Raw genomic sequence first — 24,787 nt, 5'->3', positions numbered from 1 at the left:
GTTCTCCTCTGACCTGTTCGGTTTGCTTATATTGGTTTATCTTTAGTATTGAAGCGTGTTTTGTCTAGCCTCTGTGAGGATACTATTATGGCAAACTATCAAAACCTTTTAGTTGCAATTGACCCAAGTCAGGACGATCAACCGGCATTAAGACGTGCAGTTTATATAGTGCAACGTAACGGTGGCCGGATTAAAGCTTTCTTGCCCATTTATGATCTCTCTTATGAGATGACCACCTTACTCTCCCCAGAAGAAGGTAGTGCTATGCGTAAAGGTGTTACCAGCCAACGCACTGCCTGGCTTAAACAACAAGCGTACTACTATCTGGAAGCCGGTATTGATATTGAAATAAAAGTGGTATGGCATAATCGACCTTATGAAGCGATTATCCAGGAGGTCATTACAGGTGATCACGATTTACTTCTGAAAATGACGCATAAACATGACAAGCTTGGCTCCTTGATTTTTACCCCGCTTGACTGGCAGTTACTCCGCAAATGCCCATGTCCAGTATGGATGGTAAAAGATCAGATATGGCCGGACCAAGGCTCCGTTGTCGTCGCGGTCAATTTATCTAATGAAGAATCATACCACCATGAACTGAACCTGAAACTGGTTAAGGAAACTCAAGAACTGGCAAATCAAGTAATGAAAAATCCGGAAATTCATTTGGTCAGCGCTTATCCTGTTGCGCCACTGAATATCGCTATTGAGCTACCCGATTTCGATCCAAGTGTTTATAACCATGCTCTACGTGGCCAACACCTTATTGCCATGAAAGAATTACGCCAAAAATTCTGCATTGATGAAAAATATACTCATACCCATGAAGGACTACCAGAGAGTGTTATTCCCAAAATGTGCGATGAGATGAATGCGGGCATTATCGTTCTTGGTATCCTCGGCAGAACTGGGCTGTCCGCTGCTTTTCTGGGAAATACCGCAGAACATGTGATCGACCATCTTAAATGTGACCTTCTAACGATAAAACCTGATGGTTTTGAATGTCCAATTAAAGCCGTTAAAGAGTGATAGTAATAGCATGACAACCATCCATTTGGCGATAAAGCCCGAAACAGATTCTTATCCCAGGTTTTATCGCCAGATAAACGGCTCAGGCAGTGTAACACCCAAGATCTCCTCACGGGCTATACGCCAGAAAAGGCGAACACCCGCTTTAACTTGATAAGTTTCTTTTCCCAATACCTTAAAGATTAAACCACATTGATTAGGTAAACGACTGGTACCACTCGCTATACCCGTTTCAGCATCGTACTGAGGCGTCATACGCGCCAGAATACGATCGTGGTGAACTTGAGGCGTGAGCAAGATCACATTGCCGAATACATGAAACGGCCCCATCACCCCTACGCTGTTCAACGGTTGTTTTTTCGGCTCCAGTACATAACGTTCCGCAAACAATATCTTGCCATCAAAATCAGTTGCCGTAATTCGTGATGAGTAAACATCAAATTTAAACCCTTGATCAGCAGGGTGGTATTTGCGACCGGACATAATAATTTCAGAATAAATCAATGTGGCAGTCGAGTGAATGGTTATTTGAGTGTCTGTGATAAACCGAGAACCACTGTGGGGTATAACCGGATCGGGCATCATTTCCAGATAGCCTCCCTGCTCTATCTGGATAGTTTGCACTTGCGCCGCATAGTTATTCACCATCGAATGAATCTTAGTAGCCGATTGGGTAGTAACATGACCAAACGCCTCTGGAGCAACATGAATGTCCAGCGCCAATCTATCTCCTTGTAAGATACATCCCGACGTGGAGATCATAAATACACACGGCATCTGCGGCAGTGCCTCATCCCAATACAGCGCCCGCTGCACCAAATAAGGAACCCGGCGTTTCATTTGCGCCAAAATGCTACGATCACCACGCCGGGCAAATCCCAACTGTAGATAGCCACTTTTACCTACATCACCGCTTGCCATCTGAGGCGGTTCATCCTGAAATAGTGCAAATTCCGGCGCGTTGGCACCAAGATTATTTGCCCGTTGATACACTTCGCCAATATTTTGCGGCGAGCTGGTGGAAGTCATTGTGTCGCCTGTAATGAATGGGTAAACAGGAAGTCACGCATGATCATATTTACCAGCGTTTCAACACCCTCACCTGTTTTGCAATTGGTAAGGATATAAGGGCGCTGACCACGCACAACTTGAGTGTCATGCTCCATCACCGCCAGGCTGGCGCCAACATAAGGTGCTAAATCAATTTTGTTGATCACCAGAATATCCGCCTGTACCAGACCCGGTCCGTTCTTGCGCGGAATTTTCTCCCCTTCGGCGACATCAATCACATAAATATAAAAATCTGCCAGCGCCGGACTAAAAGTGAGTGTCAGGTTATCACCACCACTTTCAATTAACACAACATCGCTGTCAGGAAAACGCGCCTCCATCTCCTCTACCGCCGCAATATTCATACTGGGATCTTCGCGCACCGCTGTATGAGGGCAAGCACCGGTTTCCACACCAAGTATCTTTTCTTCATCTAAAATGCCTTTCAAGGTACGTTTAACCTGTTTAGCATCCTCGGTGGTAACAATATCATTGGTGATAATCAGAGGTTTTATTCCGCGTTGAATCAAAATAGGAGTGATCACTTCAATAACGGCAGTTTTGCCTGAACCCACCGGACCGCCAATACCAATTCGAGTAATTTTTTTCACAGAGATTTCCTCACATGATTAAGAGGTGGTTAAAAGCAATATCAGGATTAAGTTAGTTACTGAACAGCCGGGTGAACGCGCTAACATGTAGTGCCGCTAGAACATCCGTCATAGGTGCATAAGATGTCATTTGGTCAATTCCCCCCTTTTCCGCCTCATCACAAAACAGTTCAATATCCTGATTTAATGAGAACAAGATACGTTGAATTTCAATATGGGTAACACGCATCAGGCGTATAGCCGCACTGAGTATCGTCATTGCAACGCCATATTGATGTATGACGATCACTTCACGTGGAGAAGCACCCAATGCGCTCATGACGACCGCCAAAGTAATCGGATAGGTACCTGCGGCAATATCGCTCTTTATTTGTGCTAACCACCATGCAATTAACGACTCACCGGTGACTTCAACTGCCATTTCCGCTAACTTTTTCCCCATCCGCGTAACCATGGTGCGACTTTCTTCATTTAATTTGCGGTTAAGTACCGCCCAATCGTGGGAAATAGCAGCGTCATGCTGCCCACAATTCAGCGCCTGACACGCGGCTACGACTGCGCGGCCATCACTACTCACTGCCTGTAATAGCGCTGTCCGCGTAAACTCGCTTAACGTTGCCACGTCATACACGATTTTGCTCTGAATGGCTGATTCCAAACCGTTTGAGAAAGAAAATGCGCCAACAGGCAATACTGAATCCGCAAATTGCATGATTCTGATTAAGCGGAGAGCGTTCATTTTAGTTTAATCACATGCTGGTTCAGAAACGTATTATCGACATGAACGTGTGTTGCAGAATCCTCTGCGCCACCGAATAATAAACGAGCTTCGGCGTTACTAAGAGAAGGCAATATCTCTTCGCCTTTAACAAAGGAGTAAGGCAATGCGTGAAAACCATGGGTTTTCATGACTGAATCCATGACCTTAGTTGATACTGTTAGCGGAATATAAATCTGGTGATTTTTAATCACTGACTTCCAATGCTGGTTACCTAGGGCATGACCAAGTTCAAAGCTGGTTTTCATTACCGTCTCTGAATCTAGTGACAGCAATGATTTCAAATGAATAACCATCACATCACGCAAGCTCATCTGGACAATAACCGCCAGTCCTTTAGCTTCATCCCACAATAAAACATCGCCGTCAGACAATACCTGATGACGGTCAAGGGAAATACCTAAATCCAATCCGTTAAGGGTGGATTTACGACAACGGCTTTTTTGCGCTTCCCATTGCGAAAGCACCAAGATATCCGGCGAGATCCCTTGCAAGCGATCTCGCCAGAAAACATCTTTTTTGGCATTACCAAGAATCTGTTCAATAACAATCATAAGATAACCCCTCTGAACGCGTGGATCGGTTAATCCAGCCAGAAAAAACACGCTCTGACCGGCAGCAAAAAATAGACTAACTAAAGAAATAGCGCTGATTGAGCGCGACTGTCCTGACCGGTTTTACTGTGGCATATTCACCATTCACCTTGACGGCAAAGGTTTCAGCATCCACTTCAATGGTGGGCGTTTCAGCATTACGCACCATATCTTTCTTAGAGATAGCCCGGCAGTTGCGAACCGCCATCACCTGACGTTCCAAACCAAGACTCTCTTTTACCCCCAGTTCCATTGCCGCCTGAGATACAAAAGTGACACAGGTTTCCTGAAGGGTTTTGCCTAATGCGCCAAACATCGGACGATAAAATGTCGGTTGTGGTGTCGGCAATGAAGCATTTGGGTCCCCCATCACCGCCCAATTAATCATACCGCCTTTGATGACTAACTTAGGTTTTACGCCAAAGAAACGTGGCTCCCACAGCACAAGATCAGCCATTTTGCCCACTTCAACCGAACCGAGCACATGACTTATTCCCTGAGCAATCGCCGGGTTAATCGTAATTTTGGCAATGTAACGTAATACACGGAAGTTATCGTTATGTGCTGCATCTTCCGGCAACTTGCCACGAGCCGCTTTCATGGCATGAGCAGTTTGCATCACGCGCAGCCAGTTTTCTCCCACTCGTCCCATTGCCTGAGAATCACTGGAAAACATCGACAGTACACCCATATCATGTAAAACATTCTCCGCCGCAATGGTCTCCGGGCGTACACGGCTTTCCGAAAATGCAACATCAGCCGGCACTTTGGGATTAAGGTTATGGCAAACCATAATCATATCAAATAGTTCTGCCTGACTATTGATTCCGTAAGGCAATGTGGGATTAGTCGAGCTAGGCAACACATTCATCTGGCTGGCAACTTTAATGATATCCGGTGCATGTCCACCACCGGCGCCTTCAGTGTGGAAAGTATGAATAGTGCGACCTTCAAAAGCATCAATGGTATCCTCAACATAACCTCCCTCATTCAGGCTATCGGTATGTACCGCGACTTGAATGTCCATTTCATCCGCTACACGTAAGGCATTACGCAATGCAGAATTAGTTGCGCCCCAATCCTCGTGCACTTTCAGACCGGCAACGCCAGCTTTGATCTGTTCAACCAGCGGCGTTGCTACCGCAGCATGGCCTTTTCCCAAAATACCTACGTTAACCGGTAAACCTTCAAAAGCACGCAACATACGGTGGATATGCCACGGGCCGGCGGTAACAGTAGTGCCGTTAGTGCCATCAGTGGGGCCAACACCACCGCCAAAGAAAGTTGTCACACCATTGGATAAAGCATGTTCAGCCTGTTGAGGAGAAATAAAATGAATATGGGTATCGATGCCAGCGGCCGTGAGGATGAGATGTTCTCCGGATATAGCATCAGTACTGACACCAACCACCATACCGGGCGTAACGCCATTCATCATGTTGGGGTTACCGCTTTTACCTATCCCGACAATGCGCCCCCCTTTTAGGCCGACATCCGCTTTAATGACTCCTTGTCGGGCATCCAAAATCGTGACACTGGTAATCACCAAATCCAACACGTTTTCGCTGGTCATACGGTTATCCGCACCCATACCATCACGCAGTGATTTACCTCCGCCATAGACCGATTCATCACCATAACCACGCAGATCTTTCTCAATTTCAATAAATAGATTGGTATCACCCAAGCGGATCTTATCGCCGGTCGTTGGGCCAAAAAGACCTACATATTCCTGTCGGGAAATGGTTGGCATAGTTTATTCCTTTGTTCGAAAGATTTTCCAACGTTCGTCAACTCTACCTTGAATTTATTCGATAACTTTATAACTCAATTCTACTACCCGGCATGCAACCAGGTTTTTTCCACAGGTTCATCAATAGCAACTGCCCAACCATCGACTAAATTATTAAATCCATAAACGTTTTGTTTCCCACCAATCGGGATTAATGACACTTCAATTTCGTCACCAGGTTCAATACGGATAGCGGTTGTTGCCGTGATATTAAGTCGTTTACCAAACGCCGCCGCACGATTAAATTGTAAAGCTTTATTTACCTCAAAAAAATGGAAATGAGATCCCACTTGAATAGGACGATCACCAGAATTACGAACTTTTAATTGAATAACCGGACAATCTTCATTAAAGGAGATCGGGTCTTTAGCCAGAATATATCCCCCCAACGGAGTAATATCTTCTTTATTATTTTTTTCCATCGGAAAATCTCTACGTTAAGACGTGAGTCAAGACATAAGTTAATATTTTGTCTAGATAATTTTTCCTGCTATTTACAATTTGTTTCAGCAATCATTGAATGGGATCATGCACCGTGACCAAACGACTACCATCAGTAAATATTGCTTCAACCTGTACATGCGGAATAAGATCAGCAACGCCATCCATCACATCCTCTTTAGTCAGAACATGCCTGGAATCATCCATTACCTCTTCCAATGTTTTCCCCTCTCTGGCGCCTTCCAATGCAGCCGCAGTAATAATCGCAACGGCTTCAGGATAATTGAGTTTTAAACCACGAGACTTACGCTTTAATGCGACATCAGCCAGTGTATATACCATGAGTTTTTCGATTTCCCTTGGTGTTAATTGCATAAAACCCCCTAATCATTGGTTATTCCATACGGTCACACTGCTATGTCAATATATAACTTAATACGATTTTTCCAACAAACTTTATTCAAAAGCTGCTGTCCCTATCCAAATATTGATTGAGATAATCTTTTAGTAAAAAAGCTTTGACACAAAGACCATAATATGTCAATTAAGATCATTCTTCTCAACACAGGTTAGTCCTCTTACCTCTTATTTAAGTTTATCCAAGGTAATATTACAAGCTGATTAGTATGCCTACTTAGTGAAAAAATTATAGGTCATGAAGTCAGAAAATACTTACTGTTTTTTTGACTTCTAACAATCACCCGTAAGGCGGGTTTTACATTTACAGATTTACAGGTATTCCATATATGAATAATTTAACGGATAAAAAACGTGCTGTATCTCTTCTTGTTGTTTTGATTGCCGCCAACGTACTGGCTTGGGTTTGGGCATTTATCGCTTTCCGTCATCATGCGGTTATGATGGGAGCAGCCCTGCTGGCTTACGGTTATGGACTGCGCCATGCGGTCGATGCTGATCATATCGCAGCAATTGATAACGTCACCCGTAAATTGATGCAACAGGGTAAATCACCCATTGCCGTCGGCGCTTTCTTTTCTCTTGGACACTCTACCATTGTTATTCTAGCCTGCTTCGCCATCGTCCTGACCTCTATGGCGTTTAAAGATCAAATGGGCTGGGTTCACGACTATGGCGGTATTGTTGGCACCTTAGTTTCTGCCTGCTTTCTGCTAGCAATAGCACTGATTAATTTGCTGATATTAAAAAGCGTCTATCAAAAGTTTCAGGCGCTCAAACGTGGAAGAGATCTAGCTAAAAGTGATTTTACCGAACTGGCAACAATGCCAGGGGGAATCATGACGCGCCTGTTCCACACGGTTTTCCGACTGGTAAGCAAAAGCTGGCATATGTATTTGGTCGGTTTTCTGTTTGGATTGGGTTTCGACACCGCTACCGAAGTTGGGCTATTAAGCATATCTGCCGCCGGTTCTCTCAGTGGACTTCCTCTGTGGTCGTTGATGGTATTCCCGGCGCTATTTACCAGCGGTATGGCACTCATCGACTCGCTGGATAATTTTGTGATGGTGGGTGCCTATGGTTGGGCGTTTTCCCAACCGACACGCAAACTCTATTACAACATGACCATTACCGCCGCTTCCGTTGCCGTAGCACTGTTCATTGGTGGGTTGGAAGCGCTTGGGCTTATCGCTGAACAGTGGGATTTGCATGGCGTTTTCTGGAACACTATCGGGGCATTAAATGACAATATGGGCAATGTTGGTTTTTGGGTTGTCGGGATTTTCATTTTGTTCTGGACCTTATCAGTGATGAATTATCGCTGGCGGGGGTACGATACGCTGGAAATTAAATAACAAACGCAGAACTCTTCACATACCGTGCGATGTATTACATCCTGAAACGCTGCTATTCTTACTTCCCAATGGCAACGTTTATTTTATTAGTGATATTTGTAGAAAGATTATGCATAAACAAACTAATACTCTGAAATCCAGACAACAATTTTTACGTGATGCTGAAAACGCTTGGTTAGAATATGAAGCTACCGGCTTGCATTTAACTGGCAATGAACTTTCTGACTGGTTAGACGCTATTGCACGTGGCGAGGATAAGGATCTCCCTGAATGCCACCTGTAGTCTGGCGCCAAAGGATAAATTTACAGGGTTGACGGTTGGAAACTACCAATTTCTTCTGTCTCTCAATCATATCTCGATTGAGAGACAGTAAATCCATCAAATCTGTACGTTAAAAAGATAGAAAATCACAGTGCACGCAGGATTGCCTCTACACTCGCTTTCGCATCACCGAACAACATCTGACTGTTGTCTTTAAAGAACAATGGATTTTGCACACCGGCGTAACCTGTGTTCATTGAGCGTTTGAACACAACAACATTTTGTGCTTTCCAAACCTCCAGAACGGGCATACCCGCAATTGGGCTGTTGGGATCTTCCTGTGCCGCAGGGTTAACAGTGTCGTTGGCGCCAATGACCAACACAGTATCGGTATCAGAGAAATCATCATTGATTTCATCCATTTCAAGAACAACGTCGTAAGGCACTTTTGCTTCTGCCAACAGCACGTTCATATGCCCAGGCAAACGCCCCGCGACGGGATGAATACCAAAACGGACGTTGACTCCTTTCTCACGTAGTTTGTCCGTGATGTCATGTACCGGATATTGCGCCTGTGCAACAGCCATACCGTACCCCGGCGTGATGATAACAGAAGTTGAGTTTTTCAATAGTTCAGCAACGTCTTCCGCTGTGGTTTCACGGTACTCACCCATCTCTTGCTCATCACCGATTGAAGAACCATCAGTACCAAACCCGCCGGCAATCACACTGATAAAAGACCGATTCATGGCTTTACACATGATGTAAGAGAGAATCGCCCCCGAAGAACCAACCAGTGCACCCGTTACAATCAACAAATCATTGCTCAACATGAAACCCGCTGCGGCGGCTGCCCAGCCCGAATAGGAGTTCAGCATTGAAACCACCACTGGCATATCCGCACCACCGATGGAAGCAACCAAATGCCAACCAAACGCCAATGCAATTGCTGTCATAAGCAACAATGTGAACACTTGCAGGCCTGTACTTTCCGTTTTCACAAAGGTAATCAGCAGCACAAAGGAGATCACAAGCGCTGCAAGGTTTAATTTATGACGATTTGGCAACATCAACGGTTTAGAAGAAATTTTTCCACATAATTTACCAAATGCCACAACAGAACCGGTGAAGGTAACCGCACCAATGAAAACCCCCAAGAAAACTTCTGTCAGATGGATATTTTCCATCACGGGTTCTGCAAAACTATCGTGAGCAATAAAGCTATTAAAACCGACCAGCACGGCGGCCAAACCAACAAAACTGTGCAGAATAGCAACTAATTCCGGCATTTCAGTCATTTCAACTTTATTTGCCAGACGAATACCAATCACCGCACCGATCACCATCGCCAGAATAATCCAGACAACACTTCCGGTATCAGGCCCGAAAATAGTCGCAATCAATGCGATTGCCATTCCGGTGATACCAAAAATATTTCCGCGTTTAGAACTCTCATGACGAGATAAACCTGCCAGACTGAAAATAAATAAAATGGCGGCAACAATATAGGCTGCTGTAACGACTCCACTCGACATTAGTTACCCCTTAGTCCTTACGAAACATTTTCAGCATACGTTGAGTGACAGTGAAGCCACCGAAGATATTAATGCTGGCAATAAGAACAGCAATAAATGAGAAGAAACTTACCCATCCGCCATCACCAATTTGTAATAACGCCCCAACGACAATAATCCCCGAAATGGCATTAGTTACCGACATTAATGGTGTGTGCAAAGCATGGCTGACATTCCAAACCACGTAATAACCCACCACACAAGCCAATGCGAAAACAGTAAAGTGAGATAAGAATTCTTTTGGCGCAGCATTGGCTAACCAACCGAATAAGATAACAACCAATGCCAATAAACCATATTTCAACCAAGGTGAAACGGGTTTTGCCGCTGGCTTTTCTGCTTTAACTGATGCCGGTTTTGCTTGCGGCTGAACCGAAACTTGAATGGGTGGCGCCGGCCAGGTGATTTCGCCCTCTTTGACAACTGTCACGCCACGAATAACAACATCGTCAAAATCAATATTGATTTCGCCATTTTTCTCTTTGCACAGTAATTTCAGCAAATTAACCAAGTTAGTGCCGTAGAGTTGTGAAGATTGTGTTGGCAAGCGACTTGGCAAATCTGTGTAACCAATAATTTTCACACCATTTGCAGTAATAACCAATTTATCTGCTTGCGTTAATTCGCAGTTCCCTCCGGTCTGAGCGGCCAGATCAACAATCACACTACCCGGCTTCATGGATTCAACCATCTCTTTGGTGATAAGACGTGGAGCCGGTTTCCCTGGAATTAACGCTGTTGTTACAATGATATCAACTTCTTTTGCCTGTTCAGCAAAAAGCGCCATCTCCGCTTTAATGAAGGATTCAGACATGACTTTTGCATATCCGTCACCACTACCGGCCTCTTCTTCAAAATTCAGCTCAAGAAACTCCGCTCCCATGCTCTGAACTTGTTCTTTAACTTCAGGACGAGTATCAAATGCACGAACAACCGCGCCCAAACTACCCGCAGCACCCACAGCAGCTAAACCAGCGACACCGGCACCAATAATCATCACCTTGGCTGGCGGGACTTTTCCTGCCGCAGTAATCTGACCAGTAAAGAAACGACCAAATTCGTGAGCGGCTTCGACTATTGCACGATAACCGGCAATATTTGCCATAGAACTCAACGCATCCAACGACTGTGCTCTGGAAATACGCGGTACTGAATCCATTGCCAACACCGTGACTTTGCGGTCTGATAACTTCTGCATTAACTCAGGATTTTGCGCTGGCCAGACAAAACTCACCAACGTACTCCCTTCCTTCATTAATGCAATTTCATCATCCTCAGGAGCATTAACCTTTAAAATAATATCTGAACGCCAAATATTATGACGATCAGTAACTTCAGCACCTACTTGTTGGTAAGCACTATCCTCAAAGCTAGCTAAATGCCCTGCGCCACTCTCAACAACGACATTAAATCCCAATTTCAGCAGGTGTTCCACCGTGTTCGGTGTGGCTGCAACACGTGCTTCATTGACAAGTCGCTCCTTCGGTACACCAATACGCATAATGTTCCCTTCCTAAAGCCTAAGATTAATGATGATTATTGCTTGTTACAGTCAATTTAGCGACTAAATTAACTTTATTACTGCCATCAGTAAAATCTATCAACAAATATTTTGATAACAAATTGAAAATATTATCGATGATAGATAACTAATGCGTAAAATAACTAACTAGTATTACCGGTGTAGTATTACCAGTGCAAATCGCAATTTTAACTGGACTACCCGCAATGTTGATAAAAACTTATGGCGCCCTATCCTATAAACTTGCATTCATTCATACTGATAGCATAAATTCGTGGGACATTAGCTATTATTACATGTAATAATTATCGGCTATGTGATGCATAACCATGTTCAGCAAGTTACAACTATTTAATGCGCAAGGTGGAAGAATTTTTTATGAAGCTGAAAACAACGATCATTGCAGCAGCGGTATTCTCATTAACGGGTATTACCACTGTTCAAGCAGCTCAGGAGTTATCCCCGGAGAAAGCGGCAAAGCTGAAACCATTTAAACGTATTACGGTTACAGGCCCTTTTAATGCTATTTATGAAGCTGCCGATGCGGTTTCCCGTCGTGCAGACAAAATGGGGGCAGATGGGTTTTATATCCAAAGCCTTGACGATCTAAATAATAGCGGCAATCTGCGCGTTACAGCTGATCTGTATCACAAAGATGCAGAGGAAATTGATAATTCACCTAAATATCGTATATTCCGCGGCATCAAAGAATTACCTAAAGCAGAAGCTATAACGTTGGAACCATTCGACACAGTCACTATTAACGGTTTTTACGACAATGAACCCGATTTGAATGAAGCCATTGCAAAAGAAGCCAAGAAAAAAGGCGCAGCGGCTTTCTTTATTGTTCGTCAGGTTGCAATCAATGATGGCGGTAATCAGACAGTGACAGCTTATGTTTATAAAGATGATGCGCCAAAACGCCAAATTCAGGCTGATGAAGCTGTTATCCCGGCAGATTCCGATTCTGGACGCATTGCATTGGCTGCTGGTGGCGAATCAGCTAAGAAAGTAGAAATTCCTGGTTTAGCCTCTTCAACTTCAACCAGTAATTCTGTTGGTCGCTTCTTTGAAACCCAGTATTCTAAAGGTGAGCGTTACACTGTAACTCTTCCTAATGGCACAAAAATCCAAGAATTAAATAAAATCAGCGCTGCTCAGATGGTTCCTTTTGATTCCATCACCTTTTCAGGTTACTACAACAGCATGCCTGATGTTTCCTATGAAGTCGCTAAACGCGCCGCGGCTAAAGGTGCTAAGTACTATCATATTACCCGTGAATGGCAATCTAGTGGTGGAACCTCCACTATCAGTGCAGATCTGTTCAAATAATCTATACCCGTCATCTTTCAAGTCGCCTCTTTGTTGGCTGCACTCGCTCACCCCGGTCACATAGTTATCTATGCTCCCGGGGATTCTCTCCCTTGCCGTCGCGATGCATCTTGAAATCCATAGGGTATATAACCAAAAAAAGGCACACATGATAATCATATGTGCTTTTTTACTTATACAGAGAATAAAGTTCTTCAAATTAGTTAGCGGATCCCAACTTCGAATCGATACAATCAATAGCATTCTGGATCGTCACTATTTTTTCCGCTTCTTCATCATCAATAGTTATTCCGAAATGCTCTTCCAGAGCCATAATCAGTTCAACATTATCTAACGAGTCGGCACCTAATTCCTCGAATGTTTGTGTATTAAGAATCTGGGTTTCGGGTATTCCAAGTTGTTCTGCAACAACACTTTTGACACGATTCTCTAAATTTTCCACGCTGTATTTTCCTAGATGTACCAATTACAAGGGGAAACAGGTTGTTTCCCCATTCTTCATTAACACTAAGATTAAATATTTACACGACAGTCAGGTGCATGAATGCCCCTGTAAATCTGGCACTTTCAGGGATAAAACATAACAGACGCTGATCTTTCTTCAATTTACCCGACTTCATAAGCTCATCCAACATGATATAAATAGAAGCCGATCCGGTATTTCCTTTCATTGTTAAGTTAGTAAACCAACGTTCTTGTTCAATACTAAAATTAATATCATCAAGACCCGCAGAAAATTTCATGCGGAAATATTCAGATGAATAATGAGGCAAGAACCAATCAATAGATTCTGCCGATAAGTTACGAGCAGCAACTATCCGTTTCAATGGTTCGGTAAGTGTGTATTTAACGACCCTCTCATTTAAATATCTGACATCTTGTTTGATGCAGAAAACAGAATATGTAAGCCAATCAGCCTGACTCATTTGTGACCAGCCTTTTAAACTGCCATCTGCTAACTTTTCTCCACCTGAGTACATACATGTCTCTTGCTCATTAGCAAAAGAGTACATATCTATCCAATCAATTCGCAATGAAATGCCATCAGGTCGAGGTTTATTTTCAAGTAAAGCAGCGCCGGCGCCATCAGAAAGCATCCAACGCAGAAAATCTTTTTCAAAAGCGATTTCAGGGCGTCGTTCCAGTTCTGCAACCCGAGCTTCGTTTTCACTCTGGAAATTGCGGGCATGCAATACAGTGGAAGGTACTTCCGACGTTGTTGAAACCGCATTACTTGTCGCTCCTGAGAGAACGGACAAATAAGCATATTTCATCGCTGTCATACCCGAGGCGCAAGCACCGGCAGTTGAGATAACTTCACAGGATTTATTTTTTAGCTCTCCATGAACCATAATACCATGACCCGGTATAATTTGATCAGGAGTACCACTGCTTGCTGACAAACTTTGCATATCATCTAAAGAAAAGTGTTCATCAACCAAACCTTTTATTGCCTCAGCCGCTAATTGAGCAGATGAATAAGTTGTCTCGCCTGTCTCCGGATCCAAGGCATAATGGCGATATTTGATACCATTATTGCGAAGGACTATATGACGAGATCTTGACGGACGGCCACCAACAAAACCAAGAACAGATTCCATTGTATTATTATCTATCGGGTTTCCCGGCATAAACGCGGAAACTTTAGTGATATAAACGTTGTTACTCATTTACTTATTTATCTCCTTATCATCATAGCGGGCAGAACCAGAAGGTTGTTCATAGTATTTCTGTAACTCATTAAGACGTTCTTTAAGTAATGGGGTAAGCAAACGGCGAACAACCACTGAAATAGGAAAAACAACTAACACCATCAATATTAAATAGGTTACAAACAACGCTAATAAAGAGCGTCTTACCCATATCCCTCGTTTGCCCACACGGCAAATCAACCCGGACCAAAATCTAAATCCTCGATGCGCCGCACGTTCACCGAAAATAAAAGCTTGGTCGACAACCGCTGCTCCCATACCTTTCAACATTGGAGCATCAACTTTCTCTTTATCCGTTTTGAGCGCTGCCAACAATGCATCACCAAAACGTGTAGCATCTTTAACGTCTTCCTCCGATACACCCGCCCGCGGTAAGCTAGGGAATGGCTGTCTTTTTCCTGTCATTAGCCATATCGGGGTTGTGAATACTGTTGCAAAAAAGTTTGCTTTATCAACAAAGACCACGTTATCGCGCAAATATGCTCCACTTTCATGCAACAATCTTTTGACAGTTTCCTGAGCTATCAACCACATGTTTCGGCAAGCAATAACTGTCACCACCGGTCGGCCATTAAGTAAACGCTTTCCTTCTTCACTCTTAAGAAATGCCACTATCGGAGGAGCAGGTGATAAATACCAAACTTGGTAGCCTAATATGACCAAATCAAAAGGTTCTTCGTCTTCCAGATTCAAAGGCGCTAGCTCAGGCGGATGTAACTGCACTGTTTCTGGGAAAACATCAACAAATTTAGAAAACTTCCAGGGAAATTCAAATTCTGGAATCGGTTTCAGAATAACTTCACGGATGTATATCTCGTCAGACTCTTGCAGGGGTGAAATTAAGCTTTTTACCACCTCGATCAATTGGCCGCTTTGGGAATACGACACCACAAGAACACGTTTCATATGTTCTAACCTTTATGAATATTTAATACTGAGCCATTCATCGGCACCTAAAAGACAAAAATTTTAATAACAGCTGTCCTCTAACCATCTGAGAATATTTTTTGGCATAGGTACATATAATCATTCCTGAAAATTAAAAACATATACAAGAAAAATAAGTTAATAAATCACAGAGTAATATTTTCACAAACAATATAAATCAAAACAGTCGTTGTCAACATGATTTTTTTATTTTTATATAAGATTAGTTTTATATCACATTGTAGGAAATTAATTAGTTACTGATATAAAAATCAATGAAAAATATATTAACTTGAATATAAGATTAACATAATCAATTAAAATCAAAAAAATATTTAAATTAAATCAATGAATTAAAAAATATTCCATCTTTTTTAATTTAATAAGATATTCATAACATTATGAAATTACATATCTAATGGATTAATTTAATAATCTGACATGAAAACAAGAGATTATTATTACTTAGCAGTAATATTACATAACAAAATGAAAATTAGAGGTAAAACTTTATCTTTCACAACTATTTTTATTAAATTTTGAGATCGATCGAAAAAATTAAAATAAAAATTACTTAATTAGTAATAACACCATAGTAATTCATGCTTATTACCTATTTACCTTAGTACAATAAACAGCATTATAAAAATAACTCATATCAGCTTATAAAAACAAATTGCATCTCACTAAATTCACCATCAAACAATGCATAAATTTTATAGTTATTTGCATAGAAAACCATTGCATCCAGCTCATACCCTTCGTAGAATCCCCCCCTATTTCTAGGTTCAATCAGTTTGTTTCTCCGTCCTGTACAGCTTGGAAACGATGAAAACCCGATACCCAGTTCATCTTTATGATCAGGATAACAAACTGGTTAATAATGCAGTTTATGTCATATTAGGAACATATTTTTGGAAAAGAAACTAGGTCTCACAGCTCTTACTGCTCTGGTACTCAGCTCTATGGTCGGTGCGGGTGTTTTCAGCTTACCGCAGAATATGGCTGAAATCGCCAGCCCGGCAGCGTTAATGATCGGCTGGGGAATAACAAGTGTCGGTATCCTGTTCTTGGCTACCGCACTGTTACTGCTCTCTCGTCTTCGTCCGGATCTTGATGGAGGGATTTTCACTTATGCCAAAGAGGGCTTTGGTGAACTAATAGGCTTCTGCTCTGCCTGGGGATATTGGTTATGCGCAGTCGTTGCCAACGTTTCCTATCTGGTTATCGTTTTTGCCGCTCTGAGTTTCTTTACTGATAAAGAAGGCATTGTCATCTTTGGTGACGGCAATACTTGGCAGTCCCTATTAGGAGAATCTATTCTACTCTGGTTCGTACATTGGTTAGTACTCCGCGGCGTTCAAACCGCAGCCGGAATCAACAAATTGGCAACAATGGCAAAATTGCTGCCTTTAGGTGCTTTCATCATACTTGCCGCCATAGCTTTCAAAACGGATACCTTTCATTTCGACTTTAAAGGCATCGATCTAGGGGTTCCTGTCTGGCAACAAGTAAAAGATACCATGTTAATTACCCTTTGGGTTTTTATTGGTATTGAAGGTGCTGTTGTGGTTTCAGCCAGAGCGAAAAAACGGACAGATGTGGGTATTGCAACCATGCTGGCTGTCATTGCGGCGTTAGCAATATACATCTTGGTCACCTTACTCTCCCTTGGATTAGTACCACGACCTGAGTTAGCAGCAATGCGCAATCCATCAATGGCAAACCTGATGGTAAGACTTATTGGCTCCGCAGGTGAAATCATTATTGCTGCCGGATTGATTGTCTCCGTCTGTGGTGCTTATCTGAGTTGGACAATCATGGCAGCCGAAGTGCCATTTATCGCTGCCCAACACGGCTCTTTTCCAAAAGTATTTAACCGGCAAAACCGCAATAATTCGCCATCATCTTCATTGTGGTTCACTAATGGCGCTGTACAACTCTCTCTCGTTTTGATCTGGTTGAGTGGAAGCAACTACAATTCATTGCTGACAATTGCATCAGAAATGATTTTAGTGCCCTATTTCCTTGTCGGAGCATTTCTTTTAAAAGTCGCTTTTGATCGTAGCAATAAGGGGTTATTACTCATTGCTGTTGGAACATGTATTTATGGCATATGGCTGCTTTATGCATCTGGTTTGATGAATTTGCTATTGTCTGTTGTCCTCTATGCGCCAGGTCTTATTGTTTTTTTGTATGCACGCCGCCAAAACCCGCAGAAAAATAGCTTACATCTGGCTGAAAAGCTCACTATTGTCGCATTGCTGATAACAGCAATCCCTGCCACTGGGTTGCTAATCAAGTAATCCCGTCAGATCTAGCCATTATTCCCCTGTAATGGCTTTCTGGATTTTTATATAGCAGTTTGTTTGGTTTTTCGTTGTTCTGTCATATTTTTGTTATTGTTATCTTTTTAAGTATGTTGTAACTAATATTGTTAATGCAACTTGATTGGTATGGTTCTTAATCAATTCTTGTCGAATTCGAAAATGACTCACAATATGTTAGAGGATGAAACCAAGATGCCTCTTCAAGGCGACAATGTTGGTGAATGTATTCCAGAGCATCATCAACAAAAGTGTAAAACTTGAGGTAGGATGTCCTTTTGTCCTATCGGAATCGCCTCTGCCTGGGGCATTCGCATTGAATTTTTCCGGTACGAATGCCCTGATAGAGACTAGATAGTGTTCTTAATTATTTCAGTTTGTTAGCCCAATCCGCAATTACATCCCCCGTCTCGATCGGCTTTTCGGCAGGTAACGCATGGCTGGCTCCTTCAATCACTGCGATAGTAACGCGATTACCGAACTCGTCCTTCGCCTCCATCCGAGACGTTTCAGGCCGGAACGGGTCGGATTTCGCCTGTAGATCGAGGATCGGCACCGTCCCGCCAGCCCACCAATCCTGACGATTGGTCAGCTCACGCGCCGCAGACTGACTTTTTATGACATCGGAATGCCATCCCTCAAGCCAAGGTGTCGGGTCGTTGCCTTCCGCAAAGAAGGCAAGTTTAAGTCCCGCTAATCGCTCCTCACGGGTGGATTTCGGATCGCTAATCACAGTGATCGCATCCGAAAGCTCCGAGGGCCAAGATTTCGCAGCCCCTGCCAGAAGTACTATGCCACGCGTCATTTCGGGATAATCCGAGGCAATCGTCTTGGCAATCCAATGGCCATAAGCATGCCCTACCACGATTGCCTTACCTCCCTCCGCCGCAGCCACCGCCGCAAAATCGTCAGCAAAGTCGTGGAAGGTCACATTTTCCATCGGACCGGTCGACCCCGATATTCCGCGTGGCTCGGGCAGAGCAACGCGATAGCCGCGCATCGCCAGTCGATCTGCGAGTGGCGCAAATTCTGCCGTTCCCCGCCCAGTTGAAGCAATCACCAAGAGCAGTGGCCCTTCCCCACGCACCGAATATTCGATCGATACCACGCCATTGGTGACGGTTTTCTGCTCTGCTTGCATGGCCGAAGCTGGATGTGAGACTAAGAGCACGATGGACAAAAAGCCCAATACAAAGACAAACTGTTTCATTTTCCCCCCTTACAGGGTTAATTGCGTTGAGGATTCATAACGCCAACTGAGATAGGCATTGCTATAAACAATAAAATAGAGAGATAACATGAGAAAACTATAGCGTAATTTAATCCAGATAACTTATCTCTATCATAATAGACACTCTCAAAGAGAAAATGACAGCGAGAGGTAATAACATGAAAATAATAGAACAAAAAAATAAATTCTTAAGTGTAATAAATTAATTGTGATATAAATCACAATTAATTTTATAACCAGTTATTAATCAAAAGATATTCTCATTAATTAGCATAATGATTTATTACATACAATAAATCACGTTAATGTTAAAAAATAATCCTGTTTAATAAATAAATACAGATAAAAGTCTTAAATACAATACATTATCGAGTCATTCTTTGGATTTTTCATAATTAATCGCTATGATCGCCTAACTTTATCCCTAAAAAGACACATTTTGAGTTATCGTTGTTGTTATCGGATAAAAACTATGAATATTTACATGCTGTATTGATGTTTATACAGTTCCAATTAAATCAATATTTCTACTTCCCTGACGCCATGCACGTTAGGGTTAGGATCTATTTACAATGAAAGCTAAACTGATTATTTCATCCTTACTTGTATCTTCTGTACTTATTCCTGTAGCAAATGCAGCGGACGGAAAGATTAACTTTACCGGTAATATCATCTCTAATGCTTGTAAAATCGATACTGACTCTGCGAACCAAAACGTAAACATGGGAACAATTAGCTCAAATGCATTTAGTGGCGTAGATAGTACCGCAGCTGTAACACCCTTTAGCATTAAGATGAGTGATTGCCCACCAGAATATACTCATGCACAAGTTAAATTTGACGGGCAGATAGATAATAGAAATAACAATCTTCTGGCCTTATCTAATGATAAAGGCCAGGCAGTCGCCGATGGTGTTGCTATTGGTATCTATGAAGAAGATAATTTAACGCTAATTCCTTTGGCACAAGCTTCCAAACTCCAAGCTTTTACTGATCAAAAAACCGCAGAACTGAAGTTCATTGCAAAATATGTTGCTACAGCTCAAGCAATCAGCCCAGGTTCGGGTGATGCCGTCGCCAATTTTACGATTGTTTATAACTAAAACAGGCTAAATTTAGAACAAAGCTTCATTCACGTTTTATTTCTAATAAAGCAGTACAGGGAATGGATGCCCACAAATCCCATAAAATAACGCATAAAAACACGATAAAACGGAGATGTTACCGTGCAGTATCAACGACTATTCACAATAATTTTTCTATATATTATCAGTGTAAATTTCGCTATCGCAGGTGTCGTCATTGGTGGAACCCGTGTTATTTACATGAGTGACAAAAAAGAAGCGTCTATTTCTATAAATAACCCGGAAAAAGATGCCCCTTACCTGATTCAATCTTGGATCCAAGATGAAAACGATAATATGAAGACCCCTTTTATCGTAACGCCACCCATCTTTAAACTCGCAGCAGGCCATGAAAATATCCTGCGTATTGTAAAAACAGAAAGTAACCTACCTCAAGATCGGGAATCACTTTTTTGGTTAAATGTGAAGTCTATTCCTACCTCTGTGAAATCAGATCAGAATCAATTACAAATAACAGTTAAGTCAAAATTTAAATTGTTTTACCGCCCTGCAAATTTGGCAGAAAAATCAAGTACCGCATACCAAAAGCTCAAATTCCGTACGGAAAATAATTCACTGATCGCTGAGAACCCTACCCCTTACTTCATTTCATTCTCTTACCTTAAAGCAGATCAACATGAAATAAAACCTGCGGGCATGATTAAACCCTTTGGTCAACTAAGCTGGCCTCTGCCGGCAATTAACATAAAACAGGTAAATTGGAAAGCAATTAATGATTTTGGTGGTGTGACTGCCGAGGAAAAAACAGCCATTTGAAAAAATAACTCGTTAATAAAACCGTTACATTACTTTACTCTATACCAGAAAGTTAATTATGGGAAAGTGCTCACAGCATAAGATTAATCAGCAACCATACAATATTGAACATTCATGGCTCTTATTATTGCCATTTGTAGCTGTTGGCATGCTTTTTTACCCAGCTAAAACTTATTCTGAAGATTATTTCAACATTCATGCACTGGAAATAGGTACTGATTTTGGTTCACCTGAAAACATTGATCTCTCTATTTTCACACAAGACGACTATCCGCCCGGTATTTACTGGGTAGATATTTACCTTAATAGAGATAAAATAGATACCAGGAACGTAACCTTTGTCACGATAAATAATAAATTGCTGCCCAAGCTGACAATTCAACAATTACAGGATATGGGAGTAAAAATTGATAACTTTCCAGAGCTATTCAGTTTACCACCAGAAACAGAGTTGTCTGATTTAAGTCAATATATTCCAGCTGCAAGCACTGTCTTCAATTTTGGTCAACAAAGGCTAGATATCAGTATTCCACAAGCAATGTTAAACAATCAGGCAAGAGGTTATGTTTCGCCTGAATTATGGCAGCAAGGATTAACTTCATTATTGATTAACTACAATTATAGTGGTTCAAATACCTGGCAAAATAGCCCATCTGGCTCTACGCAGACCCATTATCTGAATCTTCGAACAGGCGCTAATTGGCAAGCATGGCGTCTGCGCAATTATTCTACCTATACCAGTCGTGATAAGAGTTGGAAAAGTATTAACACCTACTTACAACGGGATATTCACGCACTAAAAGGACAATTAACGCTAGGTGATAGCTTTACCCCCTCCTATATTTTTGAGGGTGCCCAATTCCGCGGTTTACAATTAGCTTCTGATGACAATATGTTACCAGACAGCTTACAAGGTTTCGCCCCTAGTGTCCGGGGAATTGCTCAAAGTAATGCTCAAGTTACAATCAAGCAAAACGGTTATATCATTTATCAAACTTATGTTTCGCCCGGTCCATTTGTCATTAATGACCTTTTCCCAACCACAACAAGTGGAGATTTGGAAGTTATTATCAAGGAAGCAGATGGTCAGGAATATCGATCTACTCAGTCCTTTTCGGCTATACCGATTATGTTACGGGAAGGAGGCTTCCAATATTCGATAACACTGGGCCAATATCAATCATCAAATAATCATGGGCGAGAACCTAATTTTACCCAAGGTGCATTAGTCTATGGTTTTTCTAATAATATCACTACCTATGGTGGTACAATTTTTTCAAAAGATTATCAATCCGTTGCTTTAGGATCAGGTTATAATTTTGGTATATTGGGTTCTCTCTCTTTTGACATCACTCACTCTAACACCGATTTACCATCTAATATAAGTACCAAAGGGCAATCCTACCGTTTTCAATATGCAAAAGATCTTTCGTTAACAGGGACTAATTTTACTCTGGCAGGTTATCGCTATTCGACACGTGGTTTTTACGATTTTAAAGAAGCCAATGACATAGATAATGCCAATAAAAGTGACTGGCGTTATCGCACCAATAAAAGAAGTAAATTGCAACTACATATTAATCAATCTTTAGGAAATTTTGGCAGTTTATATTTGTCCGCTTTTCAACAAAATTATTGGCAGCAACGTGGCTATGAACGTAATATCAACGCAGGTTATAGCACCAATTATAATAATATTAATTACAGCCTGAATTATACCTATAGCCAACTTCCAGATACAGATAAAAATGAACAGCTTTTTTCATTCAGCATACAGATTCCATTAGATCGCTGGCTAAAGAATAGCTGGACCAGCTATAATTTTAATACCAATAAAAACAAAGATATTTCCCATCAAGTAAGTTTAAGTGGCACAGCACTGGAAGACAATAATTTAATTTATAGTTTACAGCAGAGTTACACGAATCACGGTACTGGCGCTGGCGGTCATATTCATGCGGAATATAAAGGCGCTTATGGTCAATTTAGTACCGGTTATAGCTATGATCGCTATTCTCACCAACTGAATTATGGCCTCCAGGGAGGCATTGTTGCTCATCCATACGGAATTACTCTTTCACAACATTTGGGAGATACATTGGCATTAGTCCGGGCTGATGGTGCTCAAGGAATAAAGATCCAAAATAATGTTGGTATTGCCACCGATTGGAATGGTTATGCGATTATTCCTTATGTTAGCAGTTACCGGAAAAATCGGATTGCACTGGATACTCATTCATTAGCAGATAATGTCGATATTGACGTCAATACCCAAACCGTTATTCCTACTCGTGGGGCATTAGTCCTGGCTGATTTTAAAACCCGGATAGGTCACAGAGTTCTAATCAATCTCTATTATCAAGAAAATCCTATTCCTTTTGGTGCAATTGTCACGTTAGAAAAACGCCATGATATTGATGAAGTAAATAGCGCTATTGTTAGTCACGAAGGGCAAGTTTACCTCACGGGTTTACCCGATAGTGGACGATTATTCGTTAAATGGGGTTATAAAGATATTCAGGAATGTATCGTTAATTACAAACTACCAGAAAAAAGTCCTTTATCCGATATTTATATAATAGCAGCACACTGTAAATAATTTCCACAGGAAAACGCTATGTTTAATATTTACAATAAATTTAAATATTTTCTCGTTATTACCAACTTATTAATTGGTTTGACAGTCAGTTCTTATAGTTTTGCCGCTAACTGCCAGTTTACGAAAGGATTTAAACCAGAAATCACTCATCTCTCTTTTGGAACCTTATATGTCCCAAGGGATCAACCGATTGGCACAACCATTTACGAATATCGTGCAGATGAATTAGACAATAAAAACAATATTTTCTATTGCGATACAAACGTTAATACGTCATGGGGATATACATCCTACAAAAATGCAGAATACAACAAGGATGCTATTTACGAGTCCGGTGTTCCCGGTGTTGGTATCAGAATAAATACTTGGAGTCCCGGCTATGGTATCGATTGGTTACCGCGCATTGCTAATAATCCCGTAAGCTGCGACAATTCCGGTCGTTGGTATTGTGGTAAAACATGGGGTTATTTGACAATTCAGCTAATAAAAATAGCGCCAACAACAGGTTCTGGTTTTGTCAGAAACGAACAATTAATTCAGGCGCGGGTAAATAACCATATCGTGCATACTTACCGTTTGGGAAATACCCGCATTATTACTAAAAGTTGCTCACTGAAAAATAGCAATATTACTGTGCCTATGGGTGATATTAAAAAAAGCGATTTTTCTGGCATTAATAGTATCGCAGGAGGGAAAGATTTTGAGGTTATTTTAGATTGTGATAATGATGTTCAAATTCAATTAATGCTTGATGGAAAGAAAGCAAAAAATAACTTATATCACGTATGGGCGCTTGATCAAAATGATAATAACACAACTGCTTCCGGTGTAGGTATGCAAATTCTTTATAACAACCAACCTGTTATTATTCATTCACAAATAAATATTGGTAACAGCTATTCAGGTGGGAAGTTATCTATTCCTTTACACGCCCGCTATTTTCAGACCGATCTCAATATTACCCCCGGCCAAGCAAATGTAACCGCAACAATGACATTAACTTATCAGTAATAAATTTATCTGCATCAGTTATAGAAAGTTTATTTCCTGGCTGATGCGCTGTTATTTTATTATTTTCACCTGAAAAAATTTTAAGAAAATTCAGCAGATTATGCCCACTAATTCACATGTTATGTGTTAGTAATAATAGCATCAATTGCTGAGAGAATTTATCCTCGTGAAATGACAACATTACATATAAAATCTTTTTTCTTTATTTTATTAACCTCAGCTTCGTTTAAAAATAGCGATATCACAATCCCGTAAATTCAAGCTCGGTTTTTTAGGTTGGAATGTATAAGCAATTAAGCCCGCGACGATTTCCAATAAAA

General features: G+C 41.5%; 22 protein-coding genes. 9 read left to right on the top strand and 13 right to left on the bottom strand.

Annotation, left to right across the window (positions count from 1 at the left end; genetic code table 11):
• The first annotated feature begins 87 nt into the window (after nt 1-87).
• Nucleotides 88-1,032, top strand: coding sequence for a universal stress protein UspE (uspE, locus tag ACGF5R_RS05900; RefSeq protein WP_112875998.1), 945 nt, complete (start codon nt 88-90; stop codon nt 1,030-1,032).
• 63 nt (nt 1,033-1,095) lie between these two features.
• Here uspE and ACGF5R_RS05895 read toward each other — a convergent pair whose 3' ends face one another.
• The 7 genes from ACGF5R_RS05895 to ACGF5R_RS05865 all read right to left on the bottom strand — a co-directional run bounded on the left by ACGF5R_RS05895 (nt 1,096) and on the right by ACGF5R_RS05865 (nt 6,672).
• On the bottom strand, nt 1,096-2,061 hold the full coding sequence (locus tag ACGF5R_RS05895) for an urease accessory protein UreD (RefSeq protein ID WP_112875999.1): 966 nt from the start codon (nt 2,059-2,061) through the stop codon (nt 1,096-1,098).
• Nucleotides 2,058-2,693, bottom strand: coding sequence for an urease accessory protein UreG (ureG, locus tag ACGF5R_RS05890; protein WP_011146430.1), 636 nt, complete (start codon nt 2,691-2,693; stop codon nt 2,058-2,060). The genes ACGF5R_RS05895 and ureG overlap by 4 nt, the downstream gene beginning before the upstream one ends.
• A gap of 52 nt (nt 2,694-2,745) precedes the next feature.
• Complete coding sequence (locus ACGF5R_RS05885; RefSeq protein WP_387690080.1) at nt 2,746-3,432, bottom strand: urease accessory protein UreF; 687 nt, start codon at nt 3,430-3,432, stop codon at nt 2,746-2,748.
• The gene (gene ureE / locus ACGF5R_RS05880) at nt 3,429-4,025 is read right to left on the bottom strand and encodes an urease accessory protein UreE (RefSeq protein ID WP_112876001.1); all 597 of its coding nucleotides are present in this window, start codon (nt 4,023-4,025) and stop codon (nt 3,429-3,431) included. Before ureE ends, ACGF5R_RS05885 begins: the two co-directional genes overlap by 4 nt.
• Nucleotides 4,026-4,101: 76 nt before the next feature.
• Nucleotides 4,102-5,817, bottom strand: coding sequence for an urease subunit alpha (locus tag ACGF5R_RS05875; RefSeq protein WP_387690078.1), 1,716 nt, complete (start codon nt 5,815-5,817; stop codon nt 4,102-4,104).
• A gap of 83 nt (nt 5,818-5,900) precedes the next feature.
• A complete protein-coding gene (locus ACGF5R_RS05870) occupies nt 5,901-6,278 on the bottom strand; it encodes an urease subunit beta (RefSeq protein WP_112876003.1) in 378 nt (125 codons plus the stop codon).
• Nucleotides 6,279-6,369: 91 nt separating this feature from the next.
• Nucleotides 6,370-6,672, bottom strand: coding sequence for an urease subunit gamma (locus ACGF5R_RS05865; protein WP_011146425.1), 303 nt, complete (start codon nt 6,670-6,672; stop codon nt 6,370-6,372).
• Between the two features lie 371 nt (nt 6,673-7,043).
• Between ACGF5R_RS05865 and ACGF5R_RS05860 the strand changes: the two genes are divergently transcribed.
• Both ACGF5R_RS05860 and ACGF5R_RS05855 read left to right on the top strand, forming a co-directional pair.
• Nucleotides 7,044-8,069 carry a HoxN/HupN/NixA family nickel/cobalt transporter gene (locus ACGF5R_RS05860; RefSeq protein WP_262980094.1) on the top strand — a complete coding sequence of 342 codons (1,026 nt, stop codon included), beginning with the start codon at nt 7,044-7,046 and terminating at the stop codon, nt 8,067-8,069.
• 109 nt (nt 8,070-8,178) lie between these two features.
• Nucleotides 8,179-8,352, top strand: coding sequence for a hypothetical protein (locus ACGF5R_RS05855; RefSeq protein ID WP_155416457.1), 174 nt, complete (start codon nt 8,179-8,181; stop codon nt 8,350-8,352).
• Between the two features lie 125 nt (nt 8,353-8,477).
• Here ACGF5R_RS05855 and pntB read toward each other — a convergent pair whose 3' ends face one another.
• Together pntB and pntA are read right to left on the bottom strand one after the other, a co-directional pair.
• Nucleotides 8,478-9,866, bottom strand: a complete 1,389-nt coding sequence (gene pntB / locus ACGF5R_RS05850) for a Re/Si-specific NAD(P)(+) transhydrogenase subunit beta (RefSeq protein WP_387690075.1) — start codon at nt 9,864-9,866, stop codon at nt 8,478-8,480.
• A gap of 10 nt (nt 9,867-9,876) precedes the next feature.
• Entirely contained in the window at nt 9,877-11,406 is a 1,530-nt protein-coding gene (pntA, locus tag ACGF5R_RS05845; RefSeq protein WP_387690073.1) for a Re/Si-specific NAD(P)(+) transhydrogenase subunit alpha, read from the bottom strand.
• Between the two features lie 399 nt (nt 11,407-11,805).
• Between pntA and ydgH the strand changes: the two genes are divergently transcribed.
• Nucleotides 11,806-12,759 (top strand): DUF1471 family protein YdgH, encoded by a 954-nt coding sequence (gene ydgH / locus ACGF5R_RS05840; protein ID WP_387690071.1) that lies wholly within the window; start codon nt 11,806-11,808, stop codon nt 12,757-12,759.
• A gap of 199 nt (nt 12,760-12,958) precedes the next feature.
• Here ydgH and stlE read toward each other — a convergent pair whose 3' ends face one another.
• From stlE to stlC, 3 genes are all read right to left on the bottom strand, one after another.
• On the bottom strand, nt 12,959-13,201 hold the full coding sequence (gene stlE, locus ACGF5R_RS05835) for a stilbene biosynthesis acyl carrier protein StlE (RefSeq protein ID WP_112876008.1): 243 nt from the start codon (nt 13,199-13,201) through the stop codon (nt 12,959-12,961).
• A 79-nt stretch (nt 13,202-13,280) separates the two neighbouring features.
• Nucleotides 13,281-14,429: a beta-ketosynthase StlD gene (gene stlD / locus ACGF5R_RS05830; RefSeq protein ID WP_387690069.1), complete on the bottom strand. Its 1,149-nt coding sequence runs from the start codon at nt 14,427-14,429 to the stop codon at nt 13,281-13,283.
• On the bottom strand, nt 14,430-15,377 hold the full coding sequence (gene stlC, locus ACGF5R_RS05825) for a stilbene biosynthesis aromatase StlC (RefSeq protein WP_112876010.1): 948 nt from the start codon (nt 15,375-15,377) through the stop codon (nt 14,430-14,432).
• A 935-nt stretch (nt 15,378-16,312) separates the two neighbouring features.
• Here stlC and ACGF5R_RS05820 point away from each other — a divergent pair.
• Complete coding sequence (locus tag ACGF5R_RS05820; protein WP_112876011.1) at nt 16,313-17,704, top strand: amino acid permease; 1,392 nt, start codon at nt 16,313-16,315, stop codon at nt 17,702-17,704.
• Nucleotides 17,705-18,092: 388 nt separating this feature from the next.
• Here the strand turns inward: ACGF5R_RS05820 and ACGF5R_RS05815 are convergent, their stop codons facing one another.
• Nucleotides 18,093-18,935 carry an alpha/beta fold hydrolase gene (locus ACGF5R_RS05815; protein WP_112876012.1) on the bottom strand — a complete coding sequence of 281 codons (843 nt, stop codon included), beginning with the start codon at nt 18,933-18,935 and terminating at the stop codon, nt 18,093-18,095.
• A 593-nt stretch (nt 18,936-19,528) separates the two neighbouring features.
• On the opposite strand from ACGF5R_RS05815, the gene ACGF5R_RS05810 reads away from it, so the two are divergent.
• From ACGF5R_RS05810 to ACGF5R_RS05795, 4 genes are all read left to right on the top strand, one after another.
• Complete coding sequence (locus ACGF5R_RS05810) at nt 19,529-20,059, top strand: fimbrial protein (protein WP_387690067.1); 531 nt, start codon at nt 19,529-19,531, stop codon at nt 20,057-20,059.
• Nucleotides 20,060-20,182: 123 nt separating this feature from the next.
• Nucleotides 20,183-20,857, top strand: coding sequence for a molecular chaperone (locus ACGF5R_RS05805; RefSeq protein WP_262980097.1), 675 nt, complete (start codon nt 20,183-20,185; stop codon nt 20,855-20,857).
• Nucleotides 20,858-20,915: 58 nt separating this feature from the next.
• On the top strand, nt 20,916-23,456 hold the full coding sequence (locus ACGF5R_RS05800; protein WP_387690065.1) for a fimbria/pilus outer membrane usher protein: 2,541 nt from the start codon (nt 20,916-20,918) through the stop codon (nt 23,454-23,456).
• Between the two features lie 18 nt (nt 23,457-23,474).
• Nucleotides 23,475-24,467 (top strand): fimbrial protein, encoded by a 993-nt coding sequence (locus ACGF5R_RS05795; RefSeq protein WP_387690063.1) that lies wholly within the window; start codon nt 23,475-23,477, stop codon nt 24,465-24,467.
• Nucleotides 24,468-24,787: the final 320 nt, after the last annotated feature.

This window comes from Photorhabdus sp. RM71S (genome assembly GCF_042879355.1).
Lineage (GTDB): Bacteria > Pseudomonadota > Gammaproteobacteria > Enterobacterales > Enterobacteriaceae > Photorhabdus > Photorhabdus kayaii.
This window is presented reverse-complemented; position numbering and strand designations above follow the sequence as displayed.